The sequence below is a fragment of the Corynebacterium sp. ACRQK genome (genome assembly GCF_022345965.1).
GTDB lineage: Bacteria > Actinomycetota > Actinomycetes > Mycobacteriales > Mycobacteriaceae > Corynebacterium.
This window is the reverse complement of record NZ_JAKRMU010000008.1, coordinates 82,757-100,013: the sequence shown is the minus strand read 5'-3', so window position 1 is coordinate 100,013 and position 17,257 is coordinate 82,757. Positions and strand designations below refer to the sequence as shown.

Annotated in this window: 13 protein-coding genes; 4 read left to right on the top strand and 9 right to left on the bottom strand. The window is 63.6% G+C overall.

Translation table 11 applies throughout. From position 1 onward, the window contains the following. Positions 1 to 18: 18 nt before the first annotated feature. The 5 genes from folE to dacB form a co-directional block, all read right to left on the bottom strand. Positions 19 to 615 (bottom strand): GTP cyclohydrolase I FolE, encoded by a 597-nt coding sequence (gene folE / locus MHX63_RS09220; RefSeq protein WP_239388340.1) that lies wholly within the window; start codon positions 613 to 615, stop codon positions 19 to 21. Continuing rightward, positions 615 to 2,999, bottom strand: coding sequence for an ATP-dependent zinc metalloprotease FtsH (gene ftsH / locus MHX63_RS09215; RefSeq protein ID WP_239388338.1), 2,385 nt, complete (start codon positions 2,997 to 2,999; stop codon positions 615 to 617). Before ftsH ends, folE begins: the two co-directional genes overlap by 1 nt. A 77-nt stretch (positions 3,000 to 3,076) precedes the next feature. Continuing rightward, positions 3,077 to 3,658 carry a hypoxanthine phosphoribosyltransferase gene (hpt, locus tag MHX63_RS09210; protein ID WP_239388336.1) on the bottom strand — a complete coding sequence of 194 codons (582 nt, stop codon included), beginning with the start codon at positions 3,656 to 3,658 and terminating at the stop codon, positions 3,077 to 3,079. 118 nt (positions 3,659 to 3,776) lie between these two features. Next, positions 3,777 to 4,814, bottom strand: coding sequence for a tRNA lysidine(34) synthetase TilS (tilS, locus tag MHX63_RS09205; RefSeq protein WP_239388334.1), 1,038 nt, complete (start codon positions 4,812 to 4,814; stop codon positions 3,777 to 3,779). A gap of 37 nt (positions 4,815 to 4,851) precedes the next feature. Then, a complete protein-coding gene (gene dacB, locus MHX63_RS09200; protein WP_239388332.1) occupies positions 4,852 to 6,186 on the bottom strand; it encodes a D-alanyl-D-alanine carboxypeptidase/D-alanyl-D-alanine-endopeptidase in 1,335 nt (444 codons plus the stop codon). Between the two features lie 46 nt (positions 6,187 to 6,232). On the opposite strand from dacB, the gene MHX63_RS09195 reads away from it, so the two are divergent. After that, positions 6,233 to 6,715 carry an inorganic diphosphatase gene (locus tag MHX63_RS09195; RefSeq protein WP_239388330.1) on the top strand — a complete coding sequence of 161 codons (483 nt, stop codon included), beginning with the start codon at positions 6,233 to 6,235 and terminating at the stop codon, positions 6,713 to 6,715. Between the two features lie 20 nt (positions 6,716 to 6,735). Here the strand turns inward: MHX63_RS09195 and MHX63_RS09190 are convergent, their stop codons facing one another. Beyond that, positions 6,736 to 9,171 carry an HAD-IC family P-type ATPase gene (locus MHX63_RS09190; RefSeq protein WP_239388328.1) on the bottom strand — a complete coding sequence of 812 codons (2,436 nt, stop codon included), beginning with the start codon at positions 9,169 to 9,171 and terminating at the stop codon, positions 6,736 to 6,738. Between the two features lie 141 nt (positions 9,172 to 9,312). On the opposite strand from MHX63_RS09190, the gene MHX63_RS09185 reads away from it, so the two are divergent. Genes MHX63_RS09185 through MHX63_RS09175 form a run of 3 tightly spaced genes read left to right on the top strand, consistent with a single transcriptional unit; the run spans position 9,313 to position 14,010 of the window. Beyond that, positions 9,313 to 9,624, top strand: coding sequence for a rhodanese-like domain-containing protein (locus MHX63_RS09185; RefSeq protein WP_005296869.1), 312 nt, complete (start codon positions 9,313 to 9,315; stop codon positions 9,622 to 9,624). Positions 9,625 to 9,656: 32 nt separating this feature from the next. Further along, positions 9,657 to 10,103, top strand: a complete 447-nt coding sequence (locus MHX63_RS09180; protein WP_011272986.1) for a MarR family winged helix-turn-helix transcriptional regulator — start codon at positions 9,657 to 9,659, stop codon at positions 10,101 to 10,103. A gap of 7 nt (positions 10,104 to 10,110) precedes the next feature. Continuing rightward, positions 10,111 to 14,010 carry a Pls/PosA family non-ribosomal peptide synthetase gene (locus MHX63_RS09175; RefSeq protein WP_239388326.1) on the top strand — a complete coding sequence of 1,300 codons (3,900 nt, stop codon included), beginning with the start codon at positions 10,111 to 10,113 and terminating at the stop codon, positions 14,008 to 14,010. Positions 14,011 to 14,101: 91 nt separating this feature from the next. On the opposite strand, the gene ppk2 is transcribed toward MHX63_RS09175, so the two are convergent. The 3 genes from ppk2 to groL all read right to left on the bottom strand — a co-directional run bounded on the left by ppk2 (position 14,102) and on the right by groL (position 17,184). Beyond that, a complete protein-coding gene (ppk2, locus tag MHX63_RS09170; protein ID WP_239388324.1) occupies positions 14,102 to 14,992 on the bottom strand; it encodes a polyphosphate kinase 2 in 891 nt (296 codons plus the stop codon). Between the two features lie 160 nt (positions 14,993 to 15,152). Further along, a complete protein-coding gene (locus MHX63_RS09165) occupies positions 15,153 to 15,275 on the bottom strand; it encodes a PorACj family cell wall channel-forming small protein (RefSeq protein WP_239388322.1) in 123 nt (40 codons plus the stop codon). A gap of 265 nt (positions 15,276 to 15,540) precedes the next feature. Then, on the bottom strand, positions 15,541 to 17,184 hold the full coding sequence (gene groL / locus MHX63_RS09160; protein WP_239388320.1) for a chaperonin GroEL: 1,644 nt from the start codon (positions 17,182 to 17,184) through the stop codon (positions 15,541 to 15,543). Between the last annotated feature and the right edge of the window lie 73 nt (positions 17,185 to 17,257).

Genomic DNA, 17,257 nt, shown 5'->3' with positions numbered 1-17,257 from the left:
CAGCCACGGTAAAACCAGTCACTGGCGGATCAGCGCCATCGCCTCTGCGCGGGAGGCCGCGTTCTTCTGGAATCCGCCACGAACCGCAGAGGTCACCGTGTTGGCCCCGGGCTTGCGGATGCCGCGCATGGCCATGCACAGATGCTCAGCCTCCAGAACAACGATCACTGCGGAGGGGTTCAGCTTGTCCACCAGCGCGTCGGCCACCTGTGAGGTCAGGCGTTCCTGGACCTGCGGGCGCTTCGCCAGGCCGTCGATCAGGCGGGCCAGTTTGGACAGGCCGGTGACCTTGCCGGATTCGCCGGGGATGTATCCGATGTGCGCCTTGCCGAAGAAGGGCACCAGGTGGTGCTCACACATGGAATAGAAGGTGATGTCGCGCACGAGCACCAGCTCGCGGTGATCCTCGCTGAAGGTCTTGTTGAGAACCTCCGTGGGGTCCTCGTATAGCCCGGCGCACGTCTCGCGGTAGGCGCGAGCAACACGGGCCGGGGTTTCCTGCAGACCCTCGCGGTCGGGGTCTTCGCCGATGGCGAAAAGGAGCTCGCGGATGGCCGCCTCTGCCCGCTCCTGGTCGAAGGAGCCGGGGGCGAGCGGCTGCTGTGGGTTATTCACTACTTGTCTTCCTGCCTGTGCTGGCCACCGGACTCGTTGCCGTTGTAGCCACCGTTGTGCCTATCCCAAGGGAACGTCTGCTCCGGCATCTCGCCGCGACGATAACGCGCCTGCGGTTCTTGCGAGCGCTGCTGTTCAGGTTGCGGCTGCTGCTCGGGCTGCACAGCTTGCTTCTGCTGCGCGGGCTTCTCCGGCTGGTGATCCGGCTGCTCGTTCTCGGGCAGGCGGAACCCGCGCTCCTCCTCCTCCGGCGGCACCGGGCGGGCGATGCTTTGACCCTGCTGCCTCTGCTGGGTCTGCTGGCCGTGTTGGCCCTGCTGGGTCTGCGAGAACTGCTGCTGACCCTGCTGCAGGCGCTCGGCCTGGCGCTGCTCGTTCTGCGCCTTACGTTTTTCCATGCGTGCGCGGCGAGCAGCGGAGAAGAAGTTGGTCTTCTCCGGCGGCTCCTCGCCACGCTCGCGAGCCAGCTCGACCGGGGTCTTCACCGGCTCGCGGTGGTCGCACGGACGGTCCAGATCCTGCATCGGGAAGATATCCGAGACTTCGCGGGTCTCAATGCCCTCGAAGATGGCCTCCAGGTCCGGACGGCGCAGCGTTTCCTTCTCCAGCAGCTTGGAAGCCAGGGTGTCGAGGTAGTCCCGGTTCTCGCGCAGCACGTCGTAGGCCACCTGCTGGGCCTTGTTCATCAGCATGCGCACCTGGTCGTCGATCTGATTGGCCACGCTCTGGGACGGCTGGTTACCGCCCTGGCCGCCGCGGCCGACGAACGGGTCTCCGTCGTCCTGGCCGTACTTCACGGCGCCCACAACCGGGCTCATGCCGTACTCCACCACCATCGCGCGGGCGATGTTCGTTGCCATCTCAATATCCGCAGAAGCGCCGGTGGTCGGGTTGCCGAAGACCAGTTCTTCGGCTGCGCGGCCGCCCATGGCGAAGACCAGGCGGGCGAACAGTTCGGAGCGGTTGTACATGCCCTTGTCGTCCTCAGGGGCGGTCATGGCATGGCCACCGGTACGGCCACGCGCGAGGATCGTCACCTTGTAGACGCGGTCGATGTCCTTCATCGCCCAAGCCGCCAGCGTGTGGCCGCCCTCGTGGTAGGCGGTGACCTTCTTCTCGTGCTCAGAGATAATCTTCGAGCTGCGGCGCGGGCCACCCACCACGCGGTCGGTGGCCTCTTCCAGCGCGTCAGCGGTAATCACATTGCCTTCCACGCGGGCGGTCAACAGGGCGGCCTCGTTCAGCACGTTCTCCAGGTCCGCACCGGACATGCCCGCGGTACGCTTGGCCAGCGACTTCAGGTCCACGTCCTTGGCCAGCGGCTTGTCCTTCGCGTGCACGTTCAGGATCTGTTCGCGGCCCGCTAGGTCCGGGTTGGTCACCGGGATCTGGCGGTCGAAGCGGCCCGGGCGCAGCAGCGCCGGGTCCAGGATGTCCGGACGGTTGGTGGCGGCCATCAGGATCACTCCGTCGCGGTCGCCGAAGCCGTCCATCTCCACCAGCAGCTGGTTCAGGGTCTGCTCACGCTCGTCGTGGCCACCACCCATGCCGGCGCCACGCTGACGGCCGACCGCGTCGATCTCGTCGACGAAGATGATGCACGGCGAGTTCTCCTTCGCCTGCTTAAACAGGTCGCGCACGCGGGAGGCGCCCACGCCGACAAACATCTCCACGAAGTCCGAACCGGAGATGGTGAAGAAAGGCACGCCTGCCTCACCGGCCACAGCGCGAGCCAGCAACGTCTTACCCGTACCAGGCGGGCCGTACAGCAGCACGCCGCGCGGAATCTTCGCCCCCAGCGCCTCGTAGCGGCTCGGGTCGGTCAGGAAGTCGCGGATCTCATCCAACTCCTCCACGGCCTCGTCGGCACCGGCGACATCGTCGAAGGTCGTATCCGGGTTGTCCTTATTCAGCTGCTTGGCAGTGGATTTGCCGAAGCCGAAGGCGCCCATGCCGCTGCCTCCCTGCATGCGGGACAGCATGAAAATCAGCAAACCGAAGATCAGCAGCATCGGAAGCAGCATCACCAGCAGGCTGCCCAGGAAGCTATCCTCGGTGACCTTGGTGTTGTACTTCTCCGCCTCGGACTTCTTCACCGCGTCGAAGATCTCGGGCGCTGCCCGGCCTGGGTACTTCGCGATGACCTGCTCGATATCCTTTTTGCCTTCGACCTCGATAGAGTCCTTGAGCTTCAGCTGTACTTGCTGCTCACGATCGTTGATCTGAGCTTCCTTGACGTTCTTGTCTTCCAGCTGCTTCAGGGCTATTGAGGTCTCGACCTCGTCGTAGCCGCGGGCGTCATCAGTTAAAACACCGAACGCATAGATCGCGATGAGGATCACAGAGACAATGCCCGCGATCCTCAGTACCTTCTTCTTGTCCATATTTCCTAGAGTGTTGTTGGTTTAAATTGCCGTGTGAACAGCGCTATTTGGAGCTTAATGGATTTCAGGCCAGCGCTTTACTGGTAAACCCGCGGGTGCAGAGTGCCCACGTAGGGCAGGTCGCGGTAGCGCTCGGCAAAGTCCAGGCCATAACCCACAACGAACTCGTTGGGGATGTCAAAGCCGACCTCGGCCAGGTCGATCTGCACCTTCTGCGCCTCCGGCTTGCGCAGCAGCGTAACGACGGACAGGGACTTCGGGTTGCGGTTGCGCAGGTTCTTCAGCAGCCAGGAAAGGGTCAGGCCGGAGTCGATGATGTCCTCAACGATCACCACGTTGCGGCCCTCGATGTCGCGGTCCAGGTCCTTCAGGATGCGCACCACACCAGAGGAGCTAGTGGAGTTTCCGTAGGAGCTCACGGCCATGAACTCCAGCTGCGTCGGGATGTCGATCGCCCGCGCGAAGTCGGTGATGAAGAACACCGCGCCCTTCAGCACGCAGATCAGGATGAGGTCGTCTTCCTCGTCGCGGAAGCGGTCAGCGGTGGCTTTGGCTAGCTCGTTGATGCGGGTGTGCAGCGTTTCTTCGTCGATGAGGATACTTTCCAGATCGTCGCCGTATGGGTTTTCCGGGACGTTGAAGTTCTTCTCGCTGTGCATCGCAGACCTCGTTTTCCTCATTTGTTTTGCAGTGCTTTCGCAGTGTGGCTTCGCTGTCTAGGCTCCGCTGCAGTGGCTTCGCCGTTTTGTGCCTGCCTGGCATTCTAGCGCGCAGCTGCTACCTGGGGACAGTCGCTAACTTTAGGTAACCATCGCAGCGTTGCACGACGAGTCGGTGGGTGCGCCGTTGCTCGCTGGATGCAGATGGGTTTTGGAGCCACGGCACGGCTGCCCCTCCTTGCCCCTTCCATGCGATGACCAGCGCGTCTATCGCGTTGAGGTGTGCGCTCGTGAGGGGTCCGGCCTTATCTGCCAGCCATTGTTTGAGCACTCGGCGCCGCAGTGCCGCTGGTTGTTGTTGTAGTTCGGCGCAGTTTAATGACGCCCCCTCCTCCGCCGCTTGCAGTTCCCGCCCAGCGAGCTCGTCGAGCAGCTCGACGTCTTCGCGGAGCATCCGTGCGGTACGGGCCATGTTCGCACCGATATGCTCCCCGAGCGCATCTTCCAGGTACGGCAGCACATGGGTGCGGATGCGGCTGCGCAGGTAGGCATCGCTGGAGTTGTGCGGATCCTCCCACCAGCTAAGGCCGGCAGCGCGGCATTCGGACTCAGTCTCTGCGCGGGTGCAGTTCAGCAACGGGCGGCCGAGCCACGTGGCCCCCGCGGCCACGGCCGCGTGGTCGGTGTGTACGGATCGCATCCCGGCGATGGCTTCCGCCCCGGAGCCACGGACCAGCCCGATGAGCATTCCTTCTGCGTCGTCATCCGCCGTGTGGGCTACCAGGAGGGGCCGTCCGGCAGCTGCCGCGCCCAGGGCTTCATAGCGCGCCTGGCGCGCCGGGCCCTCCCCTGGGCCTTCCACGTCGACGGTGCGGATCTCCGCCGTCGCGCCTAGAGACAGTGCGGTATCCGCGGCCTGACACGCCACCTGCGCGGAGCCTTCCTGCAGCTGATGATCCACCACTACCGCGTGTACCTTCACCCCGCAGCGCAGCAGGCCGTGCACCAGCGCCAGGGAGTCCGCCCCGCCGGAAAGCCCCACTACTACCCCGGCGCGAACCTGTGTTGCACACGCTGCGGGCTCGGGGCTGGTTCCGCTCGCTTCCCCGGTTTCCAGCTCTCGCAGCCAGGCTCGGATCTGAGACTGCACACTCATGGCTTACTCGGTTTGCTGTGCCTACTTGTTACTGGGCCTACTTGGCTGAACGCACCGCGTTCGCCAGCCGATCCAGTGCCGGACGGGCGGAGTTGGGATCGGACTCATTGGAGAGGAACGCAAACGTCAGCGCCCGTCCGGAATCCGTCATAACCGTACCGGCCAGAGCGTTCACGCCGGAAAGAGTGCCGGTCTTGGCGCGCACCCAGCCGGCGGAGCCCTCCGCGCCGGAGCCGGAACCATAGCGCGCCTCCAGTGTGCCCTCCACGCTGGATACCGGCAGCATGTCCAAGATGTCGCGCACCTCCTTATTAGAGAGCACCCCATCTAGCTCGTGGGCGGTCAGGCGATTCTTCTCGCTCATGCCGGAATTGTCGAAGAGGGTCGCATCCTTGGTATCGATGCTGTGCCCCTTCAGCACGTCGAGGGTCGCGCTCGTGGCGCCCTCGAAGGTCTGCGGCTTGCCCTGGGACTCCGCAATCTCCCGGCCAATGGCTTCGGCCATGATGTTGTCGCTGTGCACCAGCATGTCGCGCAGGCGCACGTTCAGCGGTGCGGACTTAACGCTTGCGATGGGGTCTTGGTCACCGAGACTGGGCGTCACTTCCGCAGAAACAGTGACTTCCGCATCCGCGCCGAGCGCATCGGCTAGAGCGCGCCCCACATCCTCACCAGGGTTGTGGGAGCGGGCGGAATCGGACTTATAGGGGTTGAGGCGGCCGGCATCGAGCATGACGGCATCCAAGTTGGCGACGTTGCCACCTTCGATGTCCTCGCGGTCCCAGGTCTTGTTGAAAAGATCGCCGGAGCGGATCGAGTTATCCACGACGATGGAGGTCACAGCTTGGCCCCCCAGCTTCTTCTTCGCCTTCTCGGCCAGCTTGGCTACCGAGGCTGCATCGGTGAAGAAGCCCTCGCCATCGCGGGACAGCGAAACATCGCCATCGCTGCGCAGGACCAGCCGACCCGGATCGTTCGGATCCTGCAGTAAGTCGGTGGACCAGCGGCCATCTTCGTCCAACGCCAGGATCGCGGCTGCTGCAGTGTACAGCTTGGTGGCAGAAGCTGGGGTGAGCTTCCGGTCTTCGTCCTTCGCCCACAGCACCTCGCCGGTCTCGACGTCGGTGACGGAAGCAGACAGTACTCCCAGCGCCGGATCCGCTGCAGCGCGCTGAATGGCTGCCTGCACATCCGGCACTTCCCCCTCGGGCGCGTGCATCACCGGCGTGGGCTCAGCCAGCTGCTCGGCGGCCTGCACCTCGTAGCGACCGTTTAGCGACCACACCACAGCAGCCCCCACCACGACCGCGACGACGACCACGAAGGCGAGGATGCTCCACAGCCATACTTTCAGGGACTTCTGCTCACTCACTCGTTTCACCCTAGCCGATAAAAGGCGCTCGGTTAGAATGGTGCACATGAGCAAAAAGATCGAAGTAACCATTGAAATCCCGAAGGGTTCCCGCAACAAGTACGAGATCGACCACGAGACCGGCAAGGTCCACCTCGACCGCTACCTGTTCACCCCGATGGCATACCCGGCCGACTATGGCTTCATCGACCACACCCTGGGCGAGGACGGCGACCCGCTGGACGCACTGGTGATCCTGCCGGAGCCGGTTTTCCCTGGCGTGATCGTTGAGGCCCGCCCGGTTGGCGTGTTCAAGATGACCGACGAGGCCGGCGGCGACGACAAGCTGCTGTGCGTGCTGGACGACGTCCGCTTCGACCAGTTCCAGGACATCGAGGACATCGATCAGTTCACCAAGAACGAGATCGAACACTTCTTCGTCCACTACAAGGATCTGGAGCCGGGCAAGGAAGTCAACGGCTCCGGTTGGGGCAACGCCGAGGAAGCAGTAAAGATCCTCGACGAAGCCATCGAGCGCTACAAGGGCTAGTTCGGACTAGCTCCGGCAAGCTAGGGCTCACGCAGAGCCGCTTGCCGGCGGGCGGCGATCTGGTGCACAACCTCAATGAGCGCCGCCCCGCCCGCACCCACGGCCAACCCCGTAAACATGAGCTTCAGGTTGCCCGTGTGCAGAATCAACAACTCGCGTAGCGGCGACACCAGGAAGATCACCAGGTAGCCACCCACGCAGCCGGCCAGCAGAAGCACCTTCCACCAATTCAGCGGCCGCGCCACAATACCCAGCACCCACAAACCCATGACGATCAGCGCCAGCAGCACGGCAGTACCGGCCTGTTGTCGCTGAATTTCCGGCACCTCCGCACCGGGGTAGATGATGATCCACATCGTCACGCAGATGCCGCCGATGAGCACGCCAGAGGGAATCGCCAAAGACAGCACGCGCCTGACGAAGCCGTCCCGCGGACGTTCCGTGTTCGGAGCCAGCGAAAGAATGAACGCCGGGATGCCGATGGTGAACCAGCCGGTGATCGTCACGTGAATCGGCTGGAATGGGAAAGAGATCCCCAGCACCGCCACCACCAGCGCCAGAACCACCGAGTAGACCGTTTTTGTCAGGAACAGGTGCGCCACGCGCTCGATGTTGCCGATCACCCGACGCCCCTCGGCTACCACGCGCGGCAACGCGGAGAACTTGTTCGTCAGCAGCACTAGCTGCGCCACGCTGCGTGTCGCCGGCGCGCCCGAGCCCATGGCCACCCCAATGTCCGCCTTCTTTAGCGCCAGCACGTCGTTAACACCGTCGCCGGTCATGGCCACCGTGCGGTTCTGGCGGTGTAGGGATTCCACCATCTGCTGTTTTTGCTCCGGGCTGACCCGCCCGAAGACGTTTCCGCGTTTGATCTCCGCATCGAAGGCTTCGTCGTCCAGGCTGTTCAGCGTGCGGGCATCCACCGCCACGAGCTCCCGGTCGGTCGCCTTGCGCGCGACCGCCGCCACGGAATCCGAGTTATCGCCGGAGATCACCTTGATGTCCACGTTCTGCTCGTCGAAGTACGCGAGCGTTTCGCGGGCGTCGGACCGCAGTTGCTGGTGCAACACCACGAGCACCGGTTCGGCCAGCTGCGGGGCGGAATCCATACTGAGGTCGTCTGTGCTGGCCCAGGCCTCCCCAGCGGTGTCTTCGAGCTTGCCGAACACAAGGACGCGCAGCCCCCGATCGCCCAGCTGCTTGGCGGTATCTGCGGCCGTTTCTGCGCTGCGGCCACCTTCCCGCAGAAGCACATCGGGGGCGCCCATGATCCAAGCGGTGGCGTCAGAGCAAGCGAACCCGGAAAACTTGTAGCGCGAGTTAAAGGGAATCTCGCGGCCCTGCCACTGGCCGGGCTCCACACCGCGCTCGCGCAGCCCGGCCGCGATGGAGCGGGCGGTGTCGTTCAGATCGTCCTGGGCGTTCAGCATGGAGGCGAGGTTGCGTGCCCAAGCTCCGTCGGCTTCGCTGCCGTCGGCGGCGACGATGGAATCCAGCTCCATCTCATTGGTGGTGAGGGTGCCAGTCTTGTCAGTGCAAACCGTATCGACGCGCGCGAGCCCTTCGATGGCGACGAGCTCGTTGACCAGGGCTTTGTACTTGCCGAGGCGAATCACGCCCGCGGCGAAGGCGATGGAGGTCATGAGCACCAGCCCCTCCGGCACCATCGGGACGATCGCAGCAGCCATGGAAAGGATGGATTCGCGCAGACCCGTATCGGAGCGAACCAGCTGGGTCCAGATCGTAAGGATGCCGGTGGGGATAAGCAGCCAGGTGATTACCTTGAGGATGCTGTTGATGCCGTTCATAAGCACGGAGTCGGTCAGCGAAAACTCGCTGGCCTGGGAGGCCAGGCGTGCAGCGTAGGCCTCATCGCCGACCCTATCTGCGCGGAAGACGGCGGAGCCTTCGTTGACGAAGGACCCGGAGAGAATCCCGTCGCCCTCGCCCTTACTCACGGCATCGGCTTCGCCGGTGAGCTGGGACTCGTCGACGCGCAGCGAACCCGCCACCACCGTACCGTCCACCACGACCTCGTCCCCACTGCGCAGCTTGATGATGTCCCCGAGGACGACCTCGTGCTGCGGGATGGTCTTTTCCTCACCATCGCGGATGACGCTGGGTTCTGATTCGCCGACGATGCGCAATTTGTCGAGGGTTTTCTTCGCGCGCAGCTCCTGGATCACGCCCACCGCGGAGTTGGCAATGATGAGCAAGCCGAAGGCTGCGTTGATGACCGAGCCGGTAGACAGAACGATCGCGCACAGTACGCCGAGGATGGCATTGACGCGGGTGAAGATGTTGGCCCGCAGGATCTGGGCCACGCTCCGGCCGGTTCCGCGGCTCTGTGTATTCACCTCGCCGCGCCGCGTGCGCTCCTCTACCTCGGCAGCTGTGAGGCCCCGCGAAAGGTCAGCCAGCTCTTCGGCACCGGCTTGCTCGCTGGCGTGCGCCAATTCAACCTCCTACGTAGATGGCCCGGCGGCATTCCACCAGGGTGCCCCATCCATTTAACTCCACGCTATTTAACTTCACGCCATTCGACTCCACCCTGCCGGCTGCCCCACCTTTGCCGCCTTTGCCTACAATGGGGCGCCATGAGTGAATTCGAAACCGTACAGCCCACCGATGTTCCTGCTGGCGCTCAGCTAATCGACATCCGTGAGGTGGATGAATACAACCAGTGGCACGCCGAGGGCGCGACCAACCTGCCTCTCTCCGAGCTGCAGGCTCGCTACGGCGAGCTGGATCTGAACGAGGATATTTACCTGATCTGCCTGTCCGGCGGCCGCTCCGCACGCGCCTGCCAGTGGCTGGAGCAGAATGGCATCGACGCAATCAACGTTGCTAACGGCACGGCCGGCTGGCGAGACGCCGGACTACCTATCGTGGGGCAACCCCACAATTAGACAACCCCCATAGTCAGCGTTATATTTAAGGCATGTCCGAAAACACGCCGCTACCCGCTGACTTGTTGTCTTCGCCCTCATTCCAGCTAGAGCGCCTACGCCGCCGCACCCGCGACTTCGTAGAGACCGCGCTCGCGGAAAAGGGCTTCAACCTGCGCGAATTCTGGGTTCTTGCCTGCCTCGTCGATGGCGATGCAGCAAGCCAGGCCACGCTAGGCGAAATCCTCGGGGTGGATCGCTCCGATATGGTTCGCCTGGTTGACTCCCTGGAAAAGCGCTCCCTTGCTAAGAGAGTTAAGGATCCCAAGGATCGTCGTCGCCAAATCATCTCGGTGACCAAGAAGGGCACCAAGACCTACACCAGCCTCTCCCCTCTGGTCGCCTCCGCAGAGGATAAGGCGCTAGACGAATCCACTTCCAAGCAGCTTAAGCACTTGAGCAAGCTGGCCAAGGCCATCATCTCTACCGAGGAGGCCTAGGCAAAAAGTGCAGATTCCTTCCCGGTACCTCCGTTCCCACGAGGCACCGGAGCCTCGCACGCTCATCGACATTGTGCGTGCGACGGCTTCAGCGTGCCCTGAAGCCCCCGCCATCGACGACGGCAAGGGGGTAATTACCTATTCCGAACTGCTCGACGAGATCAACGAAACCGCCGAGTGGCTACATAGCCGTGGCCTCGGGCGCGGCGACCGCATCGGCATTCGTATGCCCAGCGGTGATCGCTCGCTCTACATCGCTATTTTGTCCACCCTGGCTGTCGGTGCTGCCTATGTACCTGTTGACGCCGACGACCCCGAAGAACGAGCTTCCCTCGTATTCGGCGAGGCCGGCGTGGCCGCGATTTACGGCGCTGATGGGCTGCAGCTAGTCGACGAAAACCTGCAGGCAGATCTTGGGCCAACCTCCGGCAAGGCATTCGGCCCGAACCTGGAGACCGATGCCTGGATCATTTTCACCTCCGGTTCCACCGGCAAGCCGAAGGGCGTGGCGGTAACCCACCGCAACGCGGCTGCCTTCGTGGACGCGGAGGCAGAGATGTTCCTACAGGACGAGCCACTGGCTCCGGGCGACCGCGTGCTGGCCGGACTGTCCGTGGCCTTCGACGCTTCCTGTGAGGAAATGTGGCTGGCTTGGCGCCATGGCGCCTGCCTGGTGCCAGCCCCGCGTGCCCTGGTTCGCTCTGGTGTGGACCTGGGCCCGTGGCTGGTTTCCCGCAGCGTCACGGCCGTTTCCACTGTGCCGACCCTGGCCGGTCTCTGGCCCGATGAAGCTCTGGATGCCGTCCGTCTGCTGATTTTCGGCGGCGAAGCCTGCCCGCCGGAGTTGGCCGTCCGCCTGGCCACCGATTCCCGCGAGCTGTGGAACACCTACGGTCCGACCGAGGCCACTGTCGTGGCCTGCGGCACCACCATGGACGGGGTGCGCCCGGTTTCTATTGGCACTCCCCTGCGCGGCTGGGATCTGGCAGTCGTTGACGAAAACAACCAGCCGGTGGGCTGGGGCGAGACCGGCGAGCTGATCATCGGCGGCGTCGGCCTGGCCCGCTACTTGGATCCGGAAAAGGATGCGGAGAAGTTCGCACCCATGCCGGAGCTCGGCTGGGAGCGCGCCTACCGCTCCGGTGACCATGTACGCCTCGAGGAAGACGGCCTGTACTTCGTCGGTCGCATCGACGACCAGGTGAAAATCGGTGGGCGTCGAATCGAACTCGGTGAGGTAGACGCCGCGCTGTCCGCCCTTCCCGGAGTGCGCAGCTCCACCGTCGTGGTGCAGACCACCGGCGGCGGAGACAAGGTACTGGTGGGCTACGTCTCCACCGAGGGCAACGTCGAGGATTTCGACCAGCAGCGGGCGCTGGACCAGCTGCGCGACTCCATGCCCGCTGCCATGGTTCCGCGCCTATGCGCGCTGGACGAGCTGCCAGTGACGACCTCCGGCAAGGTGGACAAGAAGGCTTTGCCGTGGCCGCTGCCTTCCAGTGGCAACGCGGAGTTCGATAACCCGACTCAGCAGTGGCTGGCGGGGCTGTTCGCCGACGCGCTCGGCACGGCCGTGACCAGCCCGGATGCGGACTTTTTCAACCTCGGCGGCACCTCTCTGGGCGCGGCCACGTTGATCAGCCGCGTGCGCCAGGAGGTTCCGACCGTCAGCGTGCGCGATCTCTACGATCACTCCCGCCTGGGCGCGCTGGCCGAACACATCGACTCTCTACGCGAAAAGACCGGCAGCGCGGGCACTGGCCAGGCCGCACAGGCCAAGGACGTCAAGCCTGCCAAGCCGGTGGGCATCGGCACTCGCATTGCACAGGCCCTGATTCAGGTTCCGGCGCTCACTCTCGCGGGTGCGCAGTGGGTCACCTGGATCCTGGTGTTCAACGCAATCCTGTTCCACGGTTCCTCGTGGGCGGGCGACCTACCCTGGGTGGTCGACGTGCCGTGGGCCGTGGTCATCGCCGCGGTGGTTGTCTTTGCCACTCCGCTGGGCCGTCTGCCACTGTCCGCGCTGTTGATCCGTCTAATTACGGCAGGCATCGGAGAGGGCGACTACAAGCGCGGCGGCTCCGTTCACCTGCGCATTTGGGCTGCGGAGCGCGTGGCGGATTCCTCCGGCGCGCGCGATGTCTCGGGTGCTGCATGGATCACTACTTATGCCCGTTGGCTGGGCGCGAAGGTCGGCAAGGGCGCTCAGATGCACACCCTGCCGCCCGTCACTGGCCTGCTGACCCTGGGCAAGCACTGTTCCATCGAACAGGAAGTGGATCTTTCCGGCTACTGGCTGGAGGGCGATGTGCTGCATGTCGGACGCATCGAGGTCGGCAAGGACGCCTCCGTCGGCGCCCGTTCCACCCTATTCCCCGGTTCCCGCATCGGCGCTCGTGCTCACATCGAGCCCGGCTCCGCCGTAACGGGAGCCAAGAAGGTCAAGGCCGGTTCGCAGTGGGCGGGCTCGCCAGCGGTGAAGGTCGGCAAGGCGCATAATCGTTTCCCGGAGCAGGCCGCCCCGCGCCGTACCATGTGGTTCTGGCTCTATGCGCTGAGCGCCATCGTGATGTCTTTCCTGCCCCTGGTGGCTGTGTTCGTCGCTGCGGCGTTTGTGCTGTGGCTCGTTCCTGTTGACGCCCCCTTGCTGGCACTTCCCATCGCCGCAGTCGGTGGCCTGGTGGCATTCGCAACGTACGCAGCACTGACGTGGCTGTCCGTCCGTCTGCTGTCCGCAGGCCTGCAGCCGGGCGTGGTGGCCGTGCGCAGCCTCAGCGGCTGGCGCGTTTGGGCGGTTGAGCGTCTGATGGATAGCGCCCGTACTCAACTGTTCCCGATGTACGCGGCACAGCTAACCCCGCTGTGGTTCCGCAGTCTGGGCGCCAAGGTGGGCAAGGATGCGGAGATCTCCACCGCCGTGATGGTGCCGCGCTTCGCCGAGGTGCGCGAGGGCGCGTTCCTGGCGGACGACACGATGGTCGGCGGCTACGAGCTCGGCGGTGGCGGGTGGATGCTTACCGGTAACACGAAGGTGGGTAAGCGTTCCTTCCTGGGTAACTCCGGCATCGCCGGCCCGGATCGCACGCTGAAGAAAAATTCTCTGGTGGCCGTGCTCTCCTCCACTCCGGTGAAGACGAAGTCCGGCAGCAACTGGCTGGGTTCCCCGCCGGAGCGTCTGCGCCGCGTGGCCGTGGAGGCCGGTGGAGATTCCCGCACCTACAACCCGGGCTTCGGCCTGAAGGTGGCCCGCGGCATCATGGAGACCCTGCGCTTGTTGGCGCCGATGACCTCCGCCATGATTGCGGCGGGCGTGGTGCTGGCGCTGCAGTGGATGCTGGTAAACCAGGGCATTTGGCAGACCTTCGCGGTCTCCGGCCTGGTTCTGGTCGGCGCTGGCTTCGTGGCAGCGGCGGTGACGGTGCTGATGAAGTGGCTGTGCGTGCAGCGCATCAAGCCGGGCGAGCACGAGCTGTGGTCGGCCTTCGTGTGGCTCAACGAGCTGCAGGACCAGTTTGTGGAGACCGTGGCCGGCCCGTGGTTCCTGGCGCACACGATGGGCACCGGCAGCCTCAACATGTTCCTGCGTGCACTGGGCGCGAAGATCGGTCGGGGCGCTTGGTTGGATTCCTACTGGCTGCCCGAGGCAGACCTGGTCAGCATTGGCCGAGGCGCCAGCGTGGGCCCGGGTTGTGTGGTGCAGACGCACCTGTTCCAGGATCGTGTGATGAGCCTGGATACCGTCACCCTCGGTGACGGCGCGACGATAGGACCCCACAGCGTGGCTCTGCCCGCCGCAGCGATCGAACAGGCCGCGACGGTCGGTCCGGCGTCACTAGTTATGCGTGGCGACCACGTGCCCGCCGCAACGAAGTGGCAGGGCAACCCGATCGAAATCGTGGAAAGCTAGCCTCCACATACACAAGCCCCGGCCGCCCTGTGTAGGGCAGCCGGGGCTTGTTCGCGTACTGGCTCGATCCGGCCAGTCCGAATGGGTTCTATTAGTCGCCGATCTGGTCGCGGCCGCGCTTGACGATCTTCGGATCCGGCTCGCCGACAACCTCGTGATCCTTGTCCGCGTACTCGAACTTGGACAGGACGTAACGCATCGCGTTGATGCGGGCGCGCTTCTTGTCGTTGGACTTAATGGTGATCCACGGGGACTCATTGGTGTCCGTGTAACGGAACTGCTCTTCCTTGGCGCGGGTGTAGTCATCCCACTTATCCAGGGAGGCCAGGTCCATCGGGGAAAGCTTCCACTGGCGAACCGGGTCTACCTGGCGAATGGCGAAACGGGTACGCTGTTCCTTTTGGGTGACGGAGAACCACAGCTTCGTCAGGGAGATGCCCGAGCCCATGATCATGTTCTCCAGCATCGGAACCTCACGCAGAAACTCTGCGTGCTGATCGTTGGTGCAGAAGCCCATCACGCGCTCCACGCCGGAGCGGTTGTACCAGGAGCGGTCAAAAAAGACGATCTCGCCGCCGCACGGGAAGTGCTGGACGTAGCGCTGGAAGTACCAGGAGGTGGACTCGCGCTCGGAGGGCTTCTCCAGGGCCACGATGCGGGCACCACGGGGGTTCAGGTGCTCGTTGAAGCGCTTAATGGTGCCACCCTTACCGGCAGCATCACGGCCCTCAAAAATGATGATGTGCTTCTGGCCCGTGTCCTTGGTCCAGTTCTGGAACTTCAGCAGCTCAATCTGCAGGGCGCGCTTGGTGGTCTCGTACTCTTCACGGCTCATGCGCTCGTCGTAAGGGTACTGGTCGCGCCAGGTATCAACCCGATGGCCGTCCGGAGTGATCAGTACCGGATCGTCTTCATCCGAGTCGTCCACCAAGTAGCCCTCGGTAGCGGCAAGATCAACCATGTGGAATTCTTTGTCGGCCATGTGCCTGGGTTCTCCTTCGCCTGAAGATTTCTAAACTCTATTAGCACTTTCCATTCTAATGCTTTTGGCCCTGACATACAGATGTGCCGGAACCATACGGGGTAGGAAGAGCATGAAAAAACCCCGGCCGAAGCCGGGGTTTTAGCTGTTGAGCGGAAGCTTACTTCTCGCCGCCGCCGATCCAGCCGAAGATGGTGTCCAGAACGTCCTTCAGGCCACCGAAGATGTCGCTGAAGCCGCCGAAGAAGGTGGACAGCTGGTCCAGGATGTTGGTATCGAACATTGTGTTCTCCTCTTAAGAGATCGGGGGCGCCAGGTTCCCTGGGCCCGATAATTTCCTTGTGGTAGTGACGCCCCCTCTAGGCCGTCTGGGGAATAGAGTAGCGGATCTGCGAAAAGATACAACCCCTGTGCGGAACCTCCCTAAAACCCACCCCAACCGGGGGGTAACGATTTGGTATAGCTCCAGCTCAGGGGCTGTCTTTACGCCTAGTCTACCTAGGTTAAATCTAGGAAAACTAGCTATTTTTAATTGTTTTACACAGGGCTTAGAAGCCGCCCATGCCACCCATCTCATCGGCACCCGGCATTGCCGGCGCCTCCGGTTCCGGCTTGTCCGCGACGACAGCCTCGGTCGTCAGGAACAGCGCAGCGATGGAAGCAGCGTTCTGCAGTGCGGAACGAGTCACCTTCACCGGGTCGGAGATGCCAGCGCCCAGCAGGTCCACGTACTCGCCGGTTGCGGCGTTCAGGCCCTCGCCTACCGGCAGGTTGGCAACCTTGTCTACAACCACGCCCGGCTCCAGGCCGGCGTTCTGGGCGATCTGCTTCAGCGGAGCCGCCAGGGCTGCGCGTACGATCTGCACGCCGGTAGCCTCGTCGCCTTCCAGGCCCAGGTTGTCGTCCAGCACGCTGGCGGTCTGCAGCAGAGCTGCGCCGCCGCCGGCGACAATGCCCTCTTCTGCGGCTGCCTTAGCGTTGCGCACGGCATCCTCGATGCGGTGCTTGCGCTCCTTCAGCTCCACCTCGGTGGCGGCGCCGACCTGCAGCACTGCAACGCCGCCAGACAGCTTAGCCAGGCGCTCCTGCAGCTTCTCTGCGTCGTAGTCGGAGTCCGCGTTCTCAATCTCCTGGCGGATCTGCTTGATGCGGCCAGCCAGCTGCTCTGCGGAGCCTGCGCCGTCAACGATGGTCGTATCGTCCTTGGTCACCACGACCTTGCGGGCGGTGCCTAGCATCGGCAGGTCAGCGGTCTCCAGGGAGAGGCCGACCTCTTCAGCGATAACCTGGCCGCCGGTCAGGATCGCGATGTCCTGCAGCTGCGCCTTGCGGCGGTCGCCGAAGCCCGGAGCCTTCACAGCGACGGACTTGAAGGTGCCGCGGATCTTGTTAACAACCAGGGTGGACAGAGCCTCGCCCTCGATATCCTCGGCAATGATCAGCAGCGGCTTGCCGGACTGCATAACCTTCTCCAGCAGCGGCAGCAGGTCCTTCACGTTAGAGATCTTGGAGCTAACCAGCAGGATGTACGGGTCCTCCAGCACGGCCTCGCCGCGCTCCACATCGGTAGCGAAGTAGCCGGAGATGTAACCCTTGTCGAAGCGCATACCCTCGGTGACCTCGAGGTTCACGCCGAAGGCGTTGGACTCCTCGACAGTGATCACGCCGTCCTTGTTCAGCTGGCCGTCGCCGACCTTGTACATAGCCTCGGCGATCAGCTCGCCAATCTTCTCGTCAGCAGCGGAGATACCGGCGGTAGCGGCGATCTGCTCCTGAGTCTCGATCTCCTTGGCGTGGCCCAGCAGCTCTGCCGTGACCTTCTCCACGCCAGCCTGGATGCCGCGCTTGATACCCACCGGGTTGGAGCCAGCGGCAACGTTGCGCAGACCCTCGCGCACCAGGGACTGCGCCAGAACGGTAGCGGTGGTGGTGCCGTCGCCGGCGACGTCGTCGGTCTTCTTGGCAACCTCCTTGACCAGCTCAGCGCCGATCTTCTCGTAGGGGTCTTCCAGCTCGATTTCGCGAGCGATCGTCACACCGTCGTTGGTGATCGTCGGGGCACCCCACTTGCGCTCCAGGACAACGTTGCGTCCCTTCGGGCCGAGGGTTACCTTAACCGCGTCTGCCAGGGTGTTTAGACCCTTTTCCAGTCCGCGGCGTGCTTCTTCGTCGAATGCAATCATCTTAGCCATGAGGCTTTTCGATCCTCCGTTTAGAGTTGGCGACACATACGGCTCAGATCAAGCGCCCGCGACGGCACGGGTG